Source organism: Streptomyces sp. NPDC058335, assembly GCF_042723915.1.
Lineage (GTDB): Bacteria > Actinomycetota > Actinomycetes > Streptomycetales > Streptomycetaceae > Streptomyces.
In genome coordinates this window covers 218,080-234,222 of sequence record NZ_JBHXHX010000009.1, presented here as the reverse complement: position 1 = coordinate 234,222, position 16,143 = coordinate 218,080, and the positions used below count along the sequence as shown (strand labels likewise).

The 16,143-nt window shown below is 71.6% G+C and carries 16 protein-coding genes, 1 tRNA gene and 1 pseudogene; 10 read left to right on the top strand and 8 right to left on the bottom strand.

Annotated elements, in window-relative coordinates:
- The first annotated feature begins 14 nt into the window (after positions 1-14).
- The gene (locus ACFWJX_RS19935) at positions 15-761 is read left to right on the top strand and encodes a cobalt-precorrin-6A reductase (RefSeq protein ID WP_383244633.1); all 747 of its coding nucleotides are present in this window, start codon (positions 15-17) and stop codon (positions 759-761) included.
- On the opposite strand, the gene ACFWJX_RS19930 is transcribed toward ACFWJX_RS19935, so the two are convergent.
- The 4 genes from ACFWJX_RS19930 to ACFWJX_RS19915 all read right to left on the bottom strand — a co-directional run bounded on the left by ACFWJX_RS19930 (position 748) and on the right by ACFWJX_RS19915 (position 4,708).
- The gene (locus ACFWJX_RS19930; RefSeq protein WP_383244630.1) at positions 748-1,167 is read right to left on the bottom strand and encodes a hypothetical protein; all 420 of its coding nucleotides are present in this window, start codon (positions 1,165-1,167) and stop codon (positions 748-750) included. The genes ACFWJX_RS19935 and ACFWJX_RS19930 overlap by 14 nt on opposite strands.
- 44 nt (positions 1,168-1,211) lie before the next feature.
- Complete coding sequence (locus ACFWJX_RS19925; protein WP_383244627.1) at positions 1,212-3,311, bottom strand: MDR family MFS transporter; 2,100 nt, start codon at positions 3,309-3,311, stop codon at positions 1,212-1,214.
- Positions 3,312-3,382: 71 nt separating this feature from the next.
- On the bottom strand, positions 3,383-4,156 hold the full coding sequence (gene cobF / locus ACFWJX_RS19920; RefSeq protein WP_383244624.1) for a precorrin-6A synthase (deacetylating): 774 nt from the start codon (positions 4,154-4,156) through the stop codon (positions 3,383-3,385).
- Between the two features lie 45 nt (positions 4,157-4,201).
- Positions 4,202-4,708, bottom strand: a complete 507-nt coding sequence (locus tag ACFWJX_RS19915) for a DUF309 domain-containing protein (RefSeq protein WP_383244621.1) — start codon at positions 4,706-4,708, stop codon at positions 4,202-4,204.
- 97 nt (positions 4,709-4,805) lie between these two features.
- On the opposite strand from ACFWJX_RS19915, the gene ACFWJX_RS19910 reads away from it, so the two are divergent.
- The 4 genes from ACFWJX_RS19910 to ACFWJX_RS19895 all read left to right on the top strand — a co-directional run bounded on the left by ACFWJX_RS19910 (position 4,806) and on the right by ACFWJX_RS19895 (position 7,628).
- Positions 4,806-4,882: transfer RNA gene (locus ACFWJX_RS19910), tRNA-Pro, on the top strand.
- Positions 4,883-5,000: 118 nt separating this feature from the next.
- The gene (locus tag ACFWJX_RS19905; RefSeq protein ID WP_383244618.1) at positions 5,001-5,573 is read left to right on the top strand and encodes a TetR/AcrR family transcriptional regulator; all 573 of its coding nucleotides are present in this window, start codon (positions 5,001-5,003) and stop codon (positions 5,571-5,573) included.
- A gap of 115 nt (positions 5,574-5,688) precedes the next feature.
- Complete coding sequence (locus ACFWJX_RS19900; RefSeq protein ID WP_383244615.1) at positions 5,689-6,867, top strand: acyl-CoA dehydrogenase family protein; 1,179 nt, start codon at positions 5,689-5,691, stop codon at positions 6,865-6,867.
- A gap of 2 nt (positions 6,868-6,869) precedes the next feature.
- A complete protein-coding gene (locus ACFWJX_RS19895) occupies positions 6,870-7,628 on the top strand; it encodes an SDR family NAD(P)-dependent oxidoreductase (RefSeq protein WP_383245031.1) in 759 nt (252 codons plus the stop codon).
- Between the two features lie 37 nt (positions 7,629-7,665).
- Here the strand turns inward: ACFWJX_RS19895 and ACFWJX_RS19890 are convergent, their stop codons facing one another.
- Positions 7,666-8,451, bottom strand: coding sequence for a GntR family transcriptional regulator (locus ACFWJX_RS19890; RefSeq protein WP_383245028.1), 786 nt, complete (start codon positions 8,449-8,451; stop codon positions 7,666-7,668).
- A 302-nt stretch (positions 8,452-8,753) separates the two neighbouring features.
- On the opposite strand from ACFWJX_RS19890, the gene ACFWJX_RS19885 reads away from it, so the two are divergent.
- From ACFWJX_RS19885 to ACFWJX_RS19870, 4 genes are read left to right on the top strand one after another with little or no spacing between them, the layout of a single operon-like run.
- Positions 8,754-9,773, top strand: a complete 1,020-nt coding sequence (locus ACFWJX_RS19885) for a sugar ABC transporter substrate-binding protein (RefSeq protein ID WP_383244613.1) — start codon at positions 8,754-8,756, stop codon at positions 9,771-9,773.
- Positions 9,773-10,849 (top strand): ABC transporter permease, encoded by a 1,077-nt coding sequence (locus tag ACFWJX_RS19880; protein ID WP_383244610.1) that lies wholly within the window; start codon positions 9,773-9,775, stop codon positions 10,847-10,849. Before ACFWJX_RS19885 ends, ACFWJX_RS19880 begins: the two co-directional genes overlap by 1 nt.
- A 5-nt stretch (positions 10,850-10,854) precedes the next feature.
- Positions 10,855-11,769 (top strand): ATP-binding cassette domain-containing protein, encoded by a 915-nt coding sequence (locus ACFWJX_RS19875; RefSeq protein WP_383244607.1) that lies wholly within the window; start codon positions 10,855-10,857, stop codon positions 11,767-11,769.
- A gap of 25 nt (positions 11,770-11,794) precedes the next feature.
- Positions 11,795-12,373 (top strand): GNAT family N-acetyltransferase, encoded by a 579-nt coding sequence (locus ACFWJX_RS19870; RefSeq protein ID WP_383244604.1) that lies wholly within the window; start codon positions 11,795-11,797, stop codon positions 12,371-12,373.
- Here ACFWJX_RS19870 and ACFWJX_RS19865 read toward each other — a convergent pair.
- Positions 12,363-12,794: pseudogene (locus ACFWJX_RS19865) on the bottom strand (GNAT family N-acetyltransferase); the annotation flags it as partial. The gene ACFWJX_RS19870 and the pseudogene ACFWJX_RS19865 sit on opposite strands and share 11 nt — an antisense overlap.
- Before the next feature lie 143 nt (positions 12,795-12,937).
- On the opposite strand from ACFWJX_RS19865, the gene ACFWJX_RS19860 reads away from it, so the two are divergent.
- The gene (locus ACFWJX_RS19860; RefSeq protein WP_383244601.1) at positions 12,938-14,185 is read left to right on the top strand and encodes a serine hydrolase domain-containing protein; all 1,248 of its coding nucleotides are present in this window, start codon (positions 12,938-12,940) and stop codon (positions 14,183-14,185) included.
- Between the two features lie 67 nt (positions 14,186-14,252).
- On the opposite strand, the gene ACFWJX_RS19855 is transcribed toward ACFWJX_RS19860, so the two are convergent.
- Both ACFWJX_RS19855 and ACFWJX_RS19850 read right to left on the bottom strand, forming a co-directional pair.
- Complete coding sequence (locus tag ACFWJX_RS19855) at positions 14,253-15,257, bottom strand: Gfo/Idh/MocA family oxidoreductase (protein ID WP_383244598.1); 1,005 nt, start codon at positions 15,255-15,257, stop codon at positions 14,253-14,255.
- 61 nt (positions 15,258-15,318) lie between these two features.
- Entirely contained in the window at positions 15,319-16,131 is an 813-nt protein-coding gene (locus ACFWJX_RS19850) for an SDR family oxidoreductase (protein ID WP_383244595.1), read from the bottom strand.
- Between the last annotated feature and the right edge of the window lie 12 nt (positions 16,132-16,143).

Genomic DNA, 16,143 nt, shown 5'->3' with positions numbered 1-16,143 from the left:
GTACGCTCGACGGCATGTCCCCCCATGTGCTGGTCCTCGGTGGCACCGCCGAGGCCCGTGAACTGGCCGCCGTCCTGGCGGCACGCCCCGGTGTCCGGGTGACCTCGTCGCTGGCGGGGCGGGTGTCCCGGCCGGGGGCCCTCGCGGGGGACGTACGCATCGGCGGGTTCGGCGGGGCGGAAGGGCTCGCGGCCTGGGTGGGCGAGCACGGTGTGGACGCCGTGGTCGACGCCACCCATCCCTTCGCCTCCGGCATCACCGCGAACGCGGCGCGGGCCGCGACGGCCGCCGGACGGCCCCTGGTCGTGCTGCGCCGGCCCGGCTGGCGGCCCGGACCCGGGGACCGCTGGCACCCGGTCGGCTCCCTGGCCGAGGCGGCGGAACTGCTGCCCGGTGTGGGCCGGCGCGTGTTCCTGACGACGGGACGCCTGGGCCTGGCGGCCTTCGCGCACCTCGCCGGTCCGCACTTCGTCGTCCGTTCGGTGGAGCCGCCCGATCCGCCGATGCCGCCGGACACCGAACTCGTCCTGGCGCGCGGCCCGTTCACCGTCACCGACGAGCTGGCGCTGCTGCGGGAGCACCGCATCGACGTGCTGGTCACCAAGGACAGCGGGGGAGAGGCCACGGCCGCGAAACTGGCGGCCGCCCGCCGGCTCGGCCTGCCCGTCGTGGTCGTGCGGCGGCCGCCGCTGCCGGACGGCGTGACGGCGGTCCCGGACGTGGCGGGGGCGCTGGAACGGCTGGGGTTCAGCGAACCGTGACGGAGGCGCGCAGCCGGTCGATCGCGCGGAGCACCTCGGTGCGGTTCTTGGCGCTCTTGATCCAGGCGGGCAGCCGGGCGATATAGGTCATCTTGCGGCCGTGCTCGTACCAGGGGTCCCGCTCTCGCAGGGAGGCGGCCACGAACCGCCGGAGCAGATCGAGGTGTTCGAGGTTGTACGCCCACACCTCGCCGTGCCGGGTACGGGTCGACAGCCACAGCGCCGGCCTCCCCGCGGGCCGGGACAGGCCGCACGAGCGGCACACCAGCCGGTGTACGGGCGTGTGCCCCGCCCGCCGCTCGTAGTGGGCGAGGCGCGCGCAGCGCGGGCACCTGACCAGCGCCGACGCGGCGTGGTCGCCGAGGGTGGTGGCGGGATCGCGGAAGCGGACCGGGGCGGGCGACATGGCGTCGAGTATGCGGTCCGCGGACCCCGGCGGGCATCCCGTTTTCAGGGGGCGGCCGGGGCGAGCGCCGGCGACCGCTGGGTCAGGCCGGCGCTGAGGTCCTCCACCACGAGCCGCTTGGCGATGGTGTCCACGGCGGCCCGCAGGTCGCTGCCGGCCGGGCGGCCGAAGTCCTGCCGGACCCGCTCCTCCAGCCAGTCGCCCCACGCCCGGGTGATCACGCGGGCCTCGCGCGCCCCCGCCTCCGTGTGGCCGATCAGCGAACCGTGACGGGTCAGGAACCCCTCGTCGACCATGCGGTCGAACACGGGCAGCAGCACCTCCGGCGGCATGTGACGGCGGGCGGCGATCAGCCCGAGGCTCGCGTGGCCGACCAGCCGGTCGAACAGCTCGACCTGCATCACCGCCCACGCCCCGGCCACGTCGAGCCGGGTGTCGGACTCCGCCACGATCCGGCGTGCGGTGTCCACGTCCGTCCTGCCGATGATCTTCGCCACGGCTGTCTCCAGCAGCCGCTGCGCGTTCGCGTCGTGCGGCGAGCCGAACCCCTCACCGAGGTCGGTGGAGGTCCTGCGGGCGCTGTCGCGCAGCGGGACCTGCTTGAGGAACAGCGCGACGAGGAAGCCGAGGACGGCGACCGGCACGGTCCACAGGAACACCGTCTGGATGGTGTCGGCGTACGCCTCGACGAGCGGGGCGGCGGTGTCCGGGGGCAGTCGGTGCAGGCCCTCCGGGCTGGTCGCGGCCCGGGAGACGGTCGCCGGGTCGGCGCCGCCGGCCGCCGTGGCGGACGCGATGCCGTCCTCGAGGTTGGGGGCGAGTGCGTTGGCGTAGATCGTGCCGAAGACGGCTGTGCCGAAGGCACTGCCCAGGGTGCGGAAGAAGGTGACGCCGGAGGTGGCGGTGCCCAGGTCGGCGTATTCGACGGTGTTCTGCACGGCGATCGTCAGCACCTGCATGCACAGACCGATGCCGGTGCCGAGCACGAACATGTACAGCGACTCCAGCCAGGCGCCCGTGGACGGGTCCATGAGGGACATCAGGTACAGCCCGACGCCCATCACCAGCGAGCCGATGATCGGGAACAGGCGGTACCTGCCCGTCCTGCTGACCATGTTGCCGCTGAACACCGACGCGATCAGCAGCCCCAGCACCATCGGCAGGGTGCGCACGCCGGACACGGTCGCCGAGTCGCCGTCGACGTACTGGAGATAGGTCGGCAGGTACGTCAGGGCGCCGAGCATCGCGAAGCCGACGATGAAACTGAGGATCGAGCAGACCGTGAAGACCGGGCTGAGGAACAGCCGCATCGGCAGCATCGGCTGCTTCGCCCGGGTCTCCACCCAGCAGAATCCGGCGAGGGCGAGCAGGCCGCCGACGAACAGGCCGACGATGACGCCCGAACCCCACGCGTACTCGTTGCCGCCCCAACTCGTCGCCAGGATCAGGGCGCTCGCGCCGACCGCGATCAGCGCGATGCCCAGATAGTCGATGACCGGGCGGGCCGCCGACTTCACCACCGGGATGGTGCGGGCGGCCGCGAACACGACGACGACCGCGATGGGGACGTTGATGTAGAACGCCCACCGCCACGACAGGTGGTCGGTGAACAGGCCGCCCAGCAGCGGCCCGATGACGGTGGCCACACCGAACACGGCGCCGATCGCGCCCTGGTACTTGCCGCGCTCGCGCAGCGGGATGACGTCGGCGATCAGGGCCATCGAGGTCACCATCAGGCCGCCCGCGCCGATGCCCTGCATCGCCCGCCAGAGGATCAGCAGCGTCATGTCGGTGGCCAGGCCGCACAGGAACGACCCGGTGATGAAGACGATCGCGGAGACCTGGAAGACCACCTTGCGGCCGAACAGGTCGCCGAACTTGCCGACCAGGACGGTCGCGACGGTCTCCGCGAGGAGATAGGCGGTGACCACCCACGACATGTGCTCGGCGCCGCCGAGGTCCGACACGATCGTCGGCAGCGCGGTGCCCACGATCGTCTGGTCCAGCGCCGCCAGCAGCATGCCCAGCACGATCGTCACGAAGACGATGTTCCGCCGGCGCGGGTCGAGCACGGGTGGCTGTGTCGCGGCCGGCACGGACCCCGTGGATCCCCCGGACCCCGCCGATCCTTCGGTGACTGTCACGAGGTCACGATCACACCGGCCGCCCCGCCCCGCATGTGGATGCGGTCCGGCCGGGTGCGGGGCGACCCGCCCTACGCGTCCCGGGGGTTGCGGCGCAGCAGATACGTGTCCATGATCCAGCCCTTGCGCTCGCGGGCCTCGGCGCGCAGGCGCTCGATGCGGGGGCCGGCCTCGGCGAGCGGGCCCGAGACGAGGATCTCGTCCGGGGTGCCGATGTAGGCGCCCCAGTAGATGTCGACGTCCTGACCGGCGTACTGCCGGAAGGTCTGGTGGGCGTCGAGCATCACCACCACGTCGTCCACCCCCTCCGGGAAGCCCTCGGCGAGCCGCCGCCCGGTGGTGATCTGCACCGGCCGGGCCACCCGGTTCAGGCCCGTGCGGTGCCGGGCGACGAGCGCCGAGACGCTGCTGATGCCGGGCACCACGTCGTACTCGAAGGCCACCGTGCCCCGCGCCAGCACCTCCTCCAGGATGCCGAGCGTGCTGTCGTACAGCGCGGGGTCGCCCCACACCAGGAACGCGCCGCTCTCGTCCTCACCGAGTTCCTCGGCGATCAGCCGCTCGTAGATCCCGGCGCGGGCGCTGCGCCAGTCGCCTACGGCGGGGGAGTAGGCGGCGCCGCCCGCGCGGCGGTCCCGCTCCGGGTCGCGGGCCTCCACCACCCGGTAGCCGCCCTCCGGTACGTGCGTGTCCAGCATGTCCCGGCGCAGTTGCGTGAGGTCGCTCTTCACCTCGCCCTTGTCCAGGACGAAGAACACGTCCGTGCTCCGCAGCGCCCGGACCGCCTGAAGGGTCAGCTGGTCGGGGTCGCCCGCGCCGATACCGATGACATGAATCTCTCGCACGACCACGAGTCTGCCGTACGCCACTGACAGTGACGGTGGCGGGTGTCAGCGCAGTCTCGGCGCCGCGGCCCCCGCGTCCACCGCCGTACCCGACTCCTCCACCTCCGCGGCCAGCCGCCGCGCCCAGCCGGCCAGCCCGGCGAGGTCCATCCCGTACGGCCGCCACCGCCCGGTGTCGCCGGCCCACTCCTCCACGGCCGCCGCTCCGCGCCCCAGCAGCCGCGGCCCGCCCGTGAGGTTGCCGCGGGCGGCATGGGTGAGACCCACCGCGAGCTGGGCCAGCCCCCGCCACAGCGCGCGCTCCTCCTCCGGACCCGACTTCCAGGCGTCCTCGAACACCTCGTGCGCGTGGAACGGCTTCCCGGCGTCCAGCAGCGCCTGCGCCTCGGTGACACTGTCCTGCGGGCGCCGTACGACCCCCTCGGGCTGGCGCTCCACCCCGGCCGTCCCGTACGGCAGGGGCCGCCCCAGCCCGTCCCGCGGCCGTGCGCTGCGTGCCCGCCCTTCCTCGTCCCGGTCCCGCGCGTCCTCGCCGCTCCTCGTGCTGCTCATGGGGCGATTCTCCCGCGCCGGTGCCCCTTTCGGCGCACCGCCCGGCGTGGGGTAAAGTGCTGTTCGCGCGATCACGCGGAAATCCGCGGGAGCGCACCGGGACGTGGCGCAGCTTGGTAGCGCACTTGACTGGGGGTCAAGGGGTCGCAGGTTCAAATCCTGTCGTCCCGACCAGCGTCATCGCAGGTCGGAAGCCGCTTTCTCACTCGTGAGGGGGCGGCTTCGGTGCGTTCGGGGCGCGGTCGGCCACCGGGCGGCCGGGCGGGGGCGTGGGCGTGGATATTCTGGGATCATGCCGTCCTCCCGCCGCACCGCCCGACAGGCCGACCTGCTGGAGCGACTTGTCGTGCTGTTGACGGCGGAGGGGTTCTCCGACCTCACCCTGGATGATCTCGCCGAGCGGCTGCGCTGTTCCAAGACCACGCTGTACCAGCTGGCCCGCAGCAAGCAGGGGCTGGTCGTGGAGGCCGTCAAGCACTACTTCCGCGGTGCCACCGAGGCCGTCGAGAAGCGGGTGGCGCAGACCGACGACCCCTCGGACCGTGTCCGCGTCTACCTGACGGCGGTCGCCGAGCAGCTACGGCCGCTCTCCCGCCGCTTCCTCGACGACGTGGCCGAGTTCCCGCCCGCGCGCGAGGTGTACGAGGCCAACACGCGCATGGCGGCGGAGCGGGTGCGGCGGCTGATCGCGGAGGGCGTCTCCGACGGCGCCTTCCGCGAGGTGCACACCGCGTTCGTCGGCGAGGTCGCCGCCGCCACCATGCGCCAGATCCAGCAGGGCGAGCTGAAGGCGCGCACCGGGCTGACCGACGCAGAGGCGTACGAGCAGCTCGCGTCGCTCATCGTGCACGCCGTTTCCTCCTGAGAGAGGCCCGCGGCCCCGGCATCCTCCCCAGCGTGCGGATGCCTTGCCGTGCCCGCATGCCGTACTCTGAATGATACGTTCGTACTCTTTCCAGTATCACTTCGTGGAGGTCGACATGCCTGCCACTCGCGCCCTGCCGACCGAGGAAGCCGTCGACCTCATCCAGCTGACGCGCACCCTGGCCGCCAGGGAACTCGCACCCCGGGTCGCCGACGCGGAGGCGGACGGGGTGTTCCCCCGGGACGTCTTCCGCACCCTCGGGCGCAGCGGACTGCTCGGACTGCCCTTCGCCGAGGAGCACGGCGGGGCGGGACAGCCGTACGAGGTGTACCTCCAGGTCGTCGAGGAGGTCGCCGCCGTCTGGGCCAGCGTGGCCGTGGGCATCTCGGTGCACGCGCTGTCCTGCTTCCCGCTGGCCCGCTTCGGCACCGAGGAGCAGCGGGGCAAGTGGCTGCCCGAGATGCTGGGCGGGGAACTGCTCGGCGCGTACTGCCTCTCCGAGCCGCACGCCGGCTCCGACCCGGCGGCCATGCTCACGCGTGCGGTGCGTGAAGGCGACCAGTACGTCCTGAACGGCGCCAAGGCCTGGACCACGCACGGCGGGTACGCCGACTTCTACACGGTGATGGCCCGCACCTCCGACGACCGTGCCCACGGCATCTCCTGCTTCCTCGTCCCGGCGGACACCCCGGGGCTCAGCGTCGACCCGCCGGAGCGGAAGATGGGGCTGACCGGCTCGGCGACGGCCACCGTGCGGCTCGACGACGTGCGGGTCCCCGTCGAGCGGCGCATCGGGGAGGAGGGGCAGGGCTTGAGGATCGCGCTCGCCTCCCTGGACTGCGGCCGTCTCGGCATCGCCGCCGTCGCCACCGGCCTCGGCCAGGGCGCCCTGGACCACGCCGTACGCTACGCCCGCGAGCGGGAGACCTTCGGCAAGCCGATCATCGAACACCAGGGCCTGGCCTTCGTCCTCGCCGACATGGGCGCGGCGACCGAGTCGGCGCGCGCCACGGCCCTCGCGGCCGCCCGGCTCAAGGACGCCGGTCTCCCCTTCACCCGGGAGGCCTCCATCGCCAAGCTCGTGGCCACCGACAACGCGATGAAGGTGACCACGGACGCGGTACAGGTCCTCGGCGGGTACGGATACACCCGTGACTTCCCCGTCGAGCGCTACATGCGCGAGGCGAAGGTCATGCAGATCTTCGAAGGAACCAATCAGATCCAGCGCGTGATCATCTCCCGTGCGCTGGACCGGAACGAGGGCGGTGCGCTCACCGTCCTCGGCAAGGAGTGATGATGCAGCTCGAGAACACCGCCGCCCTTGTCACCGGCGGTGCGTCCGGCCTCGGCGCGGCCACCGCGAAGGCCCTCGCCGAGGGCGGTGCGCGGGTCTTCGCCCTCGACCTCAAGGACGGCATCGACAAGGCGCCCGAGGTCCCCGGCGTGACCTGGGTGCCCGCCGACGTCACCGACCCCGAGCAGGTGCGGGCCGCCGTCGCCACCGCGGCCGGCTCGGGCGTGCCGCTGCGCACGGTCGTCAACTGTGCGGGCATCGGCCCGTCCATGCGGATCCTCGGCAAGAAGGGCGTCCACGACCTCGCCCTCTACGCGAAGGTCATCCAGATCAACCTGGTCGGCACCTTCAACGTCCTCGCGCTCGCCTCGGAGGCCATCGCCGGCACCGAGGCCGACGAGAACGGCCAGCGGGGCGTCATCGTCAACACCGCCTCCATCGCCGCCTACGACGGCCAGATCGGCCAGGCCGCCTACTCCTCCTCCAAGGGCGGCGTCGTCGGACTGACCCTGCCGGCCGCCCGCGACCTCGCGCAGTACGGCATCCGGGTCTGCACCATCGCCCCGGGCATCGTGGAGACGCCGATGCTGGCCACCGTCTCCGAGGAGTTCCGCGCCTCGCTCGCCGCCGGAGTGCCCTTCCCGCAGCGACTGGCCCAGCCCGAGGAGTACGCCAAGCTCGCCCTGGCGATCGTCGACCACGACTACCTCAACGGCGAGACCATCCGCATGGACGGCGCGCTGCGGATGGCGCCCCGGTAGCTCTCAGGGGCCCGTGGCTCTCAGGGGCCGGTAGCCCTCACGGTCTGACCAGCAGCCGGAAGTCGAACGCGTACCGGGACGCACGGTAGACGTGCGTCCCGTACTCGACCGCGCGCCCCGTGTCGTCGTACGCCGTGCGCTGCATGGTCAGCAGGGCCGCCCCCGCCCTCTCCGCGAGCAGGGCGGCCTCCTCGGCGGTGGCGGAGCGGGCGCCGATGGTCTGCCGGGCGCTGTGCAGCGTGACGCCCGCCGCGCGCAGCAGCCGGTACAGTCCGGTCCCCTCCAGCCGTGCCGTGTCGAGGTCCAGCAGGGCCGGGGGCAGGTAGTTGCACAGGAACGCCACCGGCTGTCCGTGCGTCGAGCGCAGCCGCTCCAGGAGCGTGACCTCGGCGCCCTCCGGTATCCCCAGCGCGGCGGCGACATCGGCCGTCGCCGGGACGCGTTCGTTGCGGACGACGTGCGTGGTCGGTCCCTGCCCGGCCGCCTCCAGGTCGTCGTAGAGGCTGCTCAGTTCCAGCGGCCGTTTCACCTGGCTGTGCACCACCTGGGTGCCGACGCCGCGGCGGCGCACCAGCAGGCCCTTGTCGACCAGTGACTGGATGGCCTGACGGACCGTCGGGCGGGACAGGCCGAGCCGGGTCGACAGGTCGATCTCGTTGCCGAGCAGGTTGCCGGGGGCGAGTGCCCCGCGCTCGACGGCCGCCTCGAGCTGCTGGGCGAGCTGGTGGTAGAGCGGCACCGGGCTGGTGCGGTCCAGCGTGAAGTCCAGCGCGTCCAGCGCCGACCCCGACGCGGCACGGGTACGGTCACCGGTCCTCGGCAAACGGTCACCGGTCCTCGGCATCGGGCACCTCCTCGGGCGGGGGGTGACCCCCCTGTACGCGGGGTAGAGATCGCCCCCTCAGGTGTAGGGCCCGCCCGGCCCCGGTGTCAATGATTTGTTCTTACATTCGGACCTGATCGTGAAATGATGTCTTAACAAAGTATTGACAGCGGGCGCCTCCGGGGGATTGGATCCCGTCCCAGCAGCGTCGCAGTTCCCGACCTCCAGGTCCGGGCCCGGATCCTCGTGATCGACTCCCCTTTCCCCGTCGTTCCCCTGTCGCACAGTGAGGTGCAGGAAAGATGGACAGCTCTTCTCCCTCCCGTCCCCGCAGAATCGCCCCGGTCGTGGCCATGGCCGCGGCGGTCGCCCTGACCCTCGCGGGCTGCTCCAGCAGCTCCGGCGGCAAGAAGTCCGAGGACGGAGCGGGTGAGGCCTCCGCCGGCAAGGCCACGACACCCCGGATGACCGTCGCGCTGGTGACCCACCAGTCGCCCGGCGACACCTTCTGGGACATCGTCCGCAAGGGCGCCGAGGCCGCCGCCGCCAAGGACAACGTCGAACTGATCTACTCCGCCGACCCCAACGCCGGAAACCAGTCCACCCTGGTGCAGAACGCGATCGACCAGAAGGTCGACGGCATCGCCGTCACCCTCGCCAAGCCGGACGCCCTCAAGGACGTCATCGCCAAGGCGAAGGCCGCGAACATACCCGTCGTCGGCCTCAACTCCGGTGTCAGCGAGTGGAAGAACCTCGGTCTGCTGCAGTTCTTCGGCCAGGACGAGACGGTGGCCGGCGAAGCGCTCGGCAACAGGCTGAACTCCGAGGGCGCCAAGAAGGTCGCCTGTGTGGTCCAGGAGCAGGGCAACATCGGTCTCACCCAGCGCTGCGACGGGGTGAAGAAGACCTTCTCCGGCTCCACGGAGACCGTGTACGTCAACGGCACCGACATGCCGTCGGTGAAGTCGACGATCACCGCCAAGCTCAAGCAGGACAGCGCCATCGACTACGTCGTGACCCTGGGCGCCCCGTACGCGCTGACCGCGGTCCAGTCGGTGTCGGAGGCGGGCAGCAAGGCGAAGATCGCCACCTTCGACCTGAACAAGAACCTGACGGGCGCCATCAGCCAGGGCACCATCCAGTTCGCCGTCGACCAGCAGCCCTACCTCCAGGGCTACTTGGCGATCGACTCGATGTGGCTCTACAAGAACAACGGCAACTACATGGGCGGCGGGGAGCAGCCGGTGCTGACCGGTCCGGCCTTCGTCGACAAGTCCAACGTCGACGCGGTCGCCGCGTACGCCGCGAAGGGCACCCGGTGATGAGCATGACCCAGCACGCCGAGCCGGCGGTGACCACACCGCCGGCCCCCGGCCGTAAGGAGACCGACGGCCGGACCTCCCGACGCTCGCCGGCCCTGCGGCTGCTGGCCCGGCCCGAGGTGGGTGTCTTCCTCGGTGCCGTCGCGGTGTTCGTCTTCTTCCTGATCACGGCTCCGCCGGTGCGCGACGGCAGCTCGATGGCGAACGTCCTGTACCAGTCCTCGACCATCGGGATCATGGCGCTGCCGGTCGCGCTGCTGATGATCGGCGGCGAGTTCGACCTGTCGGCCGGTGTCGCGGTGATCACCTCGGCGCTCACGGCGAGCATGCTCAGCTACCAACTGACCATGAACATCTGGGTCGGTGTGGTCGTCGCGCTGGTCGTGTCCCTCGGGATCGGCGCGTTGAACGGCTGGATGCTGGTCAAGACCGGCCTGCCCAGCTTCCTGGTCACCCTCGGCACCTTCCTGATCCTCCAGGGCGTCAACCTCGCTGTGACCAAGCTGGTCACCGGGAACGTCGCCACCGACGACATCAGCAACATGGACGGCTTCGGCCAGGCGAAGAAGATCTTCGCCTCGTCCTTCGACGTCGGCGGCGTCCAGGTGAAGATCACGGTCGTGTGGTGGCTGGTCTTCGCCGCCATCGCCACCTGGGTGCTGCTGCGTACCAAGTACGGCAACTGGATCTTCGCCGTCGGCGGCAACAAGGAGTCCGCGCGGGCCGTCGGTGTCCCGGTGACGTTCACCAAGATCTCGCTGTTCATGCTGGTCGGTTTCGGCGCCTGGTTCGTCGGCATGCACCAGCTGTTCACGTTCAACACGGTGCAGTCCGGCGAGGGCGTCGGCCAGGAGCTGATCTACATCGCGGCGGCGGTCATCGGCGGCTGTCTGCTGACCGGCGGCTACGGCTCGGCGATCGGCCCGGTCTTCGGCGCCTTCATGTTCGGCATGGTCCAGCAGGGCATCGTCTACGCCGGCTGGAACCCCGACTGGTTCAAGGCCTTCCTCGGCGTCATGCTCCTGGGCGCCGTCCTGATCAATCTGTGGGTCCAGCGCACGGCCACCCGGAGGTGACCCCCATGACGAACGACAACACCGGCACCCACGGTGCCGTCCTCGCGGACATCCCCCCGGCCGACGCCGACCGCCCGCTGGTGGAACTGCGCGACGCGGGCAAGTCCTACGGCAACATCCGCGCCCTGCACGGCGTGGACCTGACCGTCCGTCCCGGCAAGGTCGCCTGCGTGCTGGGCGACAACGGCGCCGGCAAGTCCACCCTCATCAAGATCGTCTCGGGGCTGCACCAGCACACCGAGGGCGAGTTCCTCGTCGACGGCGAACCGGTGCGCTTCTCCACCCCGCGCGAGGCCCTCGACCGCGGTATCGCGACCGTCTACCAGGACCTCGCCACCGTTCCCCTCATGCCCGTCTGGCGCAACTTCTTCCTCGGCTCCGAGATCACCAAGGGCCCCTGGCCCGTGCGGCGCCTCGACATCGAGACGATGAAGCGGACCGCCGACGAGGAACTGCGCAACATGGGCATCGTCCTCGACGACCTCGAACAGCCCATCGGCACGCTCTCCGGCGGCCAGCGCCAGTGCGTCGCCATCGCCCGCGCCGTCCACTTCGGCGCCCGCGTCCTCATCCTGGACGAGCCCACCGCGGCGCTCGGCGTCAAACAGTCCGGCGTCGTCCTCAAGTACATCGCCGCCGCCCGCGACCGCGGCCTCGGCGTCATCTTCATCACCCACAACCCCCACCACGCCTACATGGTCGGCGACCACTTCAGCGTCCTGCGCCTCGGCACCATGGAACTCTCCGCCGACCGCGACCGGGTCAGCCTCGAAGAACTCACCAACCACATGGCCGGCGGCACCGAACTCGCCGCCCTCAAGCACGAGTTGGCGCAGGTCAGCGGTGTCGACGTCGACAAGCTCCCCGAGGAGCAGGACCTCACCGCACCCGTGGCGGGGTCGGGTGGGGGCAAGGCCTGAGGGCGCGTCACCTAGGCTGACGGGCATGGACGAGAGCGCCGTACGACAGGTACGACTGGAGGCCGGTGCCACCGGCTCGGCGCCCGCGCTGTTGCTGCGCCCGTGGCGTCCCGAGGACGCCGCCGGCGTGGCCGAGGCGTACCGGGACCCGGTACTGCGCCGCTGGGCCGCCGTGACCGTGCGGGACGAGGCGGAGGCGCTGCGCTGGGTGCGGCACCAGGGCGACCAGTGGGCGAAGGAGGAGCGCCTCGCCTTCGCCGTTCTGGAGGCGCGACCGGGCGGTGGCGAGGGGCGGTTGGCGGGGCACGTCGTGCTGAAGGCGCCGCACGGCGCGGAGCCGGAGGTCGGCTACTGGACCGCGGCACACGCGCGCGGCCGCGGCGTGGCTCCGCGGGCGCTCGCCACGCTGACGGACTGGGCCTTCACCGCCTTCCCCGGGATGACCCGGCTCCGGCTGATGCACGAGGCCGAGAACACCGCCTCCTGCCGGGTCGCGGAGAAGACCGGCTACGGCTTCGACACCGTGCTGCCCGCCGCGCCACCGGAGTTCCCGAACGACGGCCACCTCCACGTACGGTTCGCCACCGGGCAGGCTCGCGCGTGAACACCACCCGGGCCTGACCGGGACCGTTGTACTCCGCGTCCAGCCGGACGGCGAGGCCGAGGCTGCGGTGGAAGGCGACGGAGACCTTGTTGCCGGGCCTCGTGACGGCCTTGAGCCGGACGGCTCCCTGGGCGCGGGCCGCGTCCGTGAAGGCGTCGTGCAGCGCGCGGCCGAGGCCCGTGCCGCGGGCGTCGTCGCGGGTGGCGACAGGTGGACGCAGCCGGTGCGGTCGGGGGTGACGAAGCCCATGAGATGGCCGAGCACGCCGTCCGCGGAGCGCGCGACCAGGCAGGTGGAGCCAACTCGCGCACCAGGGGCCGGAGGTGGAGGGCGCGAAGGTCGCGCTCGCCCCGGTAGCGGGGTGGTCGGCGAGGACCTCCCGGATGCCGGTCACCCGGGCGGCAGGGATCTGCGCCTGCATGGGCCGACCATGGCGCACGGGCCCCGTGCCGCCGAGAGGCGACGGTCCGCCCCCGCTCCTATGCTGGTGCTGATGGGCCGCGCGCGGCCCGTGCCCCTGGTGCGGCTGTGGCCCGCGGCGAAGTCTCCTGGTGGGAGTGAGCCATGACGCATCCGTGTGTCCGCCTGTGCAGAGGGGCCGTCGTCGCGTCCGCGGTGGGGGCCCTGGTACTGCCGGCCCTGGGCGGTACGGCGGGGGCGGCGGCGCCCCTCGCCGGGGCGACCGTCGCCGCGGCGCCCTCCCCGACCCCCTCCGGTGACGAGGTGCGCGACCTCACGCCGGAGGTGAAGCAGCGGATCGACCAGGCCGTGCGGCGGGTGATGGAACAGGCGAACGTCCCCGGCGTCTCCGTCGGCGTCTGGACCCCCGACAAGGGCGAGCACGTGAAGTCCTTCGGCGTCGCCGACAAGGACACCGGCCGGAAGATGACCCCGGACCTCTTCATGCGGATCGGCAGCGAGACCAAGACGTTCACCGTCACGGCCGTGCTGGAACTGGTCGACGAGAAGAGGATCGGCCTCGACGACACCATCGACGAGTACGTCGACGGTGTACCGAACGGCGACAGGATCACCCTGCGGCAGCTGGCCGGCATGCGCAGCGGGCTGTTCAACTACTCGCAGGACGAGGACTTCTTCAAGGCGCTGACGTCCGATCCGCAACGGCCGTTCGCCCCGCAGCAGTTGCTCGACTACTCCTTCAAGCACCCCGTGATGTTCCAGCCCGGCGCGGAGTTCTTCTACTCCAACACCAATCTGATCCTGCTCGGCATGGTCGTCGAGAAGATCAGCGGGCAGACCCTCGCGGACTACATCCAGGAGCACATCCTCGATCCGGCCGGCCTGGACGACACGAGCTTCCCCGCCGGGAACGAGTTCCCGCAGCCGCACGCGCAGGGTTACACGAACCAGACCGCGACCGGCGCGGTCGAGGACACGGCCGACTGGAACCCCTCCTGGGGCTGGGCCGCCGGCGCGATGATCTCCACGCTGGAGGACATGCGGGTCTGGGCGCGGACCGTGGCCACCGGCCAGCTCCCCGACGGCGAACGGCTGATCAGCCCCGCCACGCAGAAGGAGCGGCTGACCACACCGCCCACGCCGATCCCCGGCGCCGGATACGGTCTCGGCATCTTCGACGTGCAGGGCTGGATCGGCCACAACGGCTCGCTGCCGGGCTACGAGTCCCTGACCATCTACCTGCCGTCGGCCCAGGCCACTCTCGTCGTCCTGCTGAACACCGACATCAATTACAAGAACGAGGAACCCAGCACCCTCTTCGGCGACGCCATCACGAAGATCATCTCTCCGGACCACGTCTTCAACCTGCCGAGCCAGCCCGCCGCGAGGTGAGGGAGGTACCCGGCACCGAGCCGGGTGACCTCCCAGCCGTACCCCCCTCAGGAGTCACGTACGCCGCTCAGGCGGTGCGGACCTCCGCGATCGTCACCGGCCGGTGCTCGCGCAGGGACAGCGTGCACGCCTCCGCGATCCAGCCGGCCTCCAGGGCGTCCTCGATCGTGCAGGGGGAGGGCCGGCTGCCGGCCACCACCTCGGTGAACGCGGTGAGTTCGGCCCGGTAGGCGGCGGTGAAGCGGTCCATGAAGAAGTCGTGCGGGGTCCCGGCCGGGAAGGTCACGCCCGGCTCCACCGAGCGCAGCGGCAGCTTGTCCTCCAGGCCCACGGCGATGGAGTCCTGGAAGCCGTGGATCTCCATGCGGACGTCGTAACCGCGGGCGTTGTGCCGGGAGTTGGAGATCACGGCGATCGTGCCGTCGTCCAGGGTGAGGATCGCCCCCGTGGTGTCGGCGTCGCCCGCCTCCCGGATGTAGTCGGCGCCCCGGTTCCCGCCCACCGCGTACACCTCGCGCACCTCACGGCCCGTCACCCAGCGGATGATGTCGAAGTCGTGTACCGAACAGTCCCGGAAGATACCGCCCGACGCGGCGATGTACGCGGCCGGCGGCGGCGCCGGGTCCAGGGTGGTGGAGCGCACGGTGTGCAGCGTGCCCAGCTCACCGGAGCGTACGGCGGCACGCGCGGCGACGAAACCGGCGTCGAAGCGGCGGTTGTAGCCGATCTGGATCGGCACGTCCCTGCCCCGCACGGCCTTCAGCACGTCGACGCCCTCCCGCATGGTCCGGGCGACGGGCTTCTCGCAGAACACGGGCACGCCCGCCTCCACGGCGGCGAGGATCAGCGCGGGGTGGGCGTCGGTGGCGGCGGCCACGACGATGCCGTCCACCCCGGCCGCCAGCACGGCCTCGGGGGAGTCGGCGACCTCGGCGCCGAACCGGTCGGCGGCGGACTTGGCGGCCTCGGCGAACGGGTCGGACACGACGAGCGACTCGACGGCGTCGAGTCCGGACAGGGTCTCGGCGTGGAAGGCGCCGATGCGGCCGAGGCCGAGAATGCCGATACGCATGGGGTGCAGCTCCTTGGGCGTCGTACAGGGGAGGTCGTTACCGGGGGAGGGGAGGAGTGAGCTAGTCGAGGCCGCCGAGCACGTTCTGGTCCCAGTCGATCACCGAACCGGTGACCACGCCGGACCGCTCGGACAGCAGGAACACCACGAAGTCGGCGATCTCGTCCGGCTGGCCGAGCTTGCCCATCGGCAGCCGGGCGGCCGCCCGCTCGAGCCAGTCGTCCCCGGCGCCGTGGAAGGCCCGCTGGGTCGCGTCCTCGCCTTCCGTCGCCGTCCAGCCGATGTTCAGGCCGTTGATGCGGACCCGGTCGTGGCGGTGGGCGTGCGCCGCGTTGCGGGTCAGGCCGGCCAGACCCGCCTTGGCGGCGACGTACGGGGCGAGGAACGGCTGTCCGCCGTGCGCCGACGAGGTGATGATGTTGACGACGGTGCCGGGGGCGCCCCGGCCGACCATGTCGGCGACGGCGGCCTGCATGGCGAAGAACGGCGCCTTCAGGTTGATCGCGATGTGCTGGTCGAACAGCTCGGGCGTGGTGTCCAGCAGCGTGCCCCGCGAGGTCAGCCCGGCGGAGTTCACGAGGCAGTCCACCCGGCCGTACGCCTCGACGGTGCGGGTCACGGCGGCCTTCGCCTGTTCCGCGTCCGCGAGGTCCGCCCGGACGAACATCGCCTTGCCGCCGGCCGCTGCCAGTTCCGCGACCAGTGCCTCGCCCGGTTCCGGGCGGCGGCCGGTGACCGCCACGACGGCGCCCTCGCGGACGGCGGCCCGCGCGATCGCCGCGCCCACGCCCTGGCTGCCGCCGTTGACGAGGACGACCTTGTCGGCGAGAAGCCCCGTGGAGGGGAGGGGGCCGGTGGAGGGGAGAGATCCCATGGGGGGAAGGTC

Excerpts from the sequence above, each read along its gene's own strand:
- ACFWJX_RS19885 (WP_383244613.1), top strand. The coding sequence starts at position 8,754 with ATGGACAGCTCTTCTCCCTCCCGTCCCCGCAGAATCGCCCCGGTCGTG.
- ACFWJX_RS19900 (WP_383244615.1), top strand. The coding sequence starts at position 5,689 with ATGCCTGCCACTCGCGCCCTGCCGACCGAGGAAGCCGTCGACCTCATC.
- ACFWJX_RS19935 (WP_383244633.1), top strand. The coding sequence starts at position 15 with ATGTCCCCCCATGTGCTGGTCCTCGGTGGCACCGCCGAGGCCCGTGAA.
- ACFWJX_RS19860 (WP_383244601.1), top strand. The coding sequence starts at position 12,938 with ATGACGCATCCGTGTGTCCGCCTGTGCAGAGGGGCCGTCGTCGCGTCC.
- ACFWJX_RS19930 (WP_383244630.1), bottom strand. The coding sequence starts at position 1,167 with ATGTCGCCCGCCCCGGTCCGCTTCCGCGATCCCGCCACCACCCTCGGC.
- ACFWJX_RS19875 (WP_383244607.1), top strand. The coding sequence starts at position 10,855 with ATGACGAACGACAACACCGGCACCCACGGTGCCGTCCTCGCGGACATC.
- ACFWJX_RS19880 (WP_383244610.1), top strand. The coding sequence starts at position 9,773 with ATGAGCATGACCCAGCACGCCGAGCCGGCGGTGACCACACCGCCGGCC.
- ACFWJX_RS19855 (WP_383244598.1), bottom strand. The coding sequence starts at position 15,257 with ATGCGTATCGGCATTCTCGGCCTCGGCCGCATCGGCGCCTTCCACGCC.
- ACFWJX_RS19870 (WP_383244604.1), top strand. The coding sequence starts at position 11,795 with ATGGACGAGAGCGCCGTACGACAGGTACGACTGGAGGCCGGTGCCACC.
- ACFWJX_RS19895 (WP_383245031.1), top strand. The coding sequence starts at position 6,870 with ATGCAGCTCGAGAACACCGCCGCCCTTGTCACCGGCGGTGCGTCCGGC.
- ACFWJX_RS19905 (WP_383244618.1), top strand. The coding sequence starts at position 5,001 with ATGCCGTCCTCCCGCCGCACCGCCCGACAGGCCGACCTGCTGGAGCGA.
- ACFWJX_RS19915 (WP_383244621.1), bottom strand. The coding sequence starts at position 4,708 with ATGAGCAGCACGAGGAGCGGCGAGGACGCGCGGGACCGGGACGAGGAA.
- ACFWJX_RS19850 (WP_383244595.1), bottom strand. The coding sequence starts at position 16,131 with ATGGGATCTCTCCCCTCCACCGGCCCCCTCCCCTCCACGGGGCTTCTC.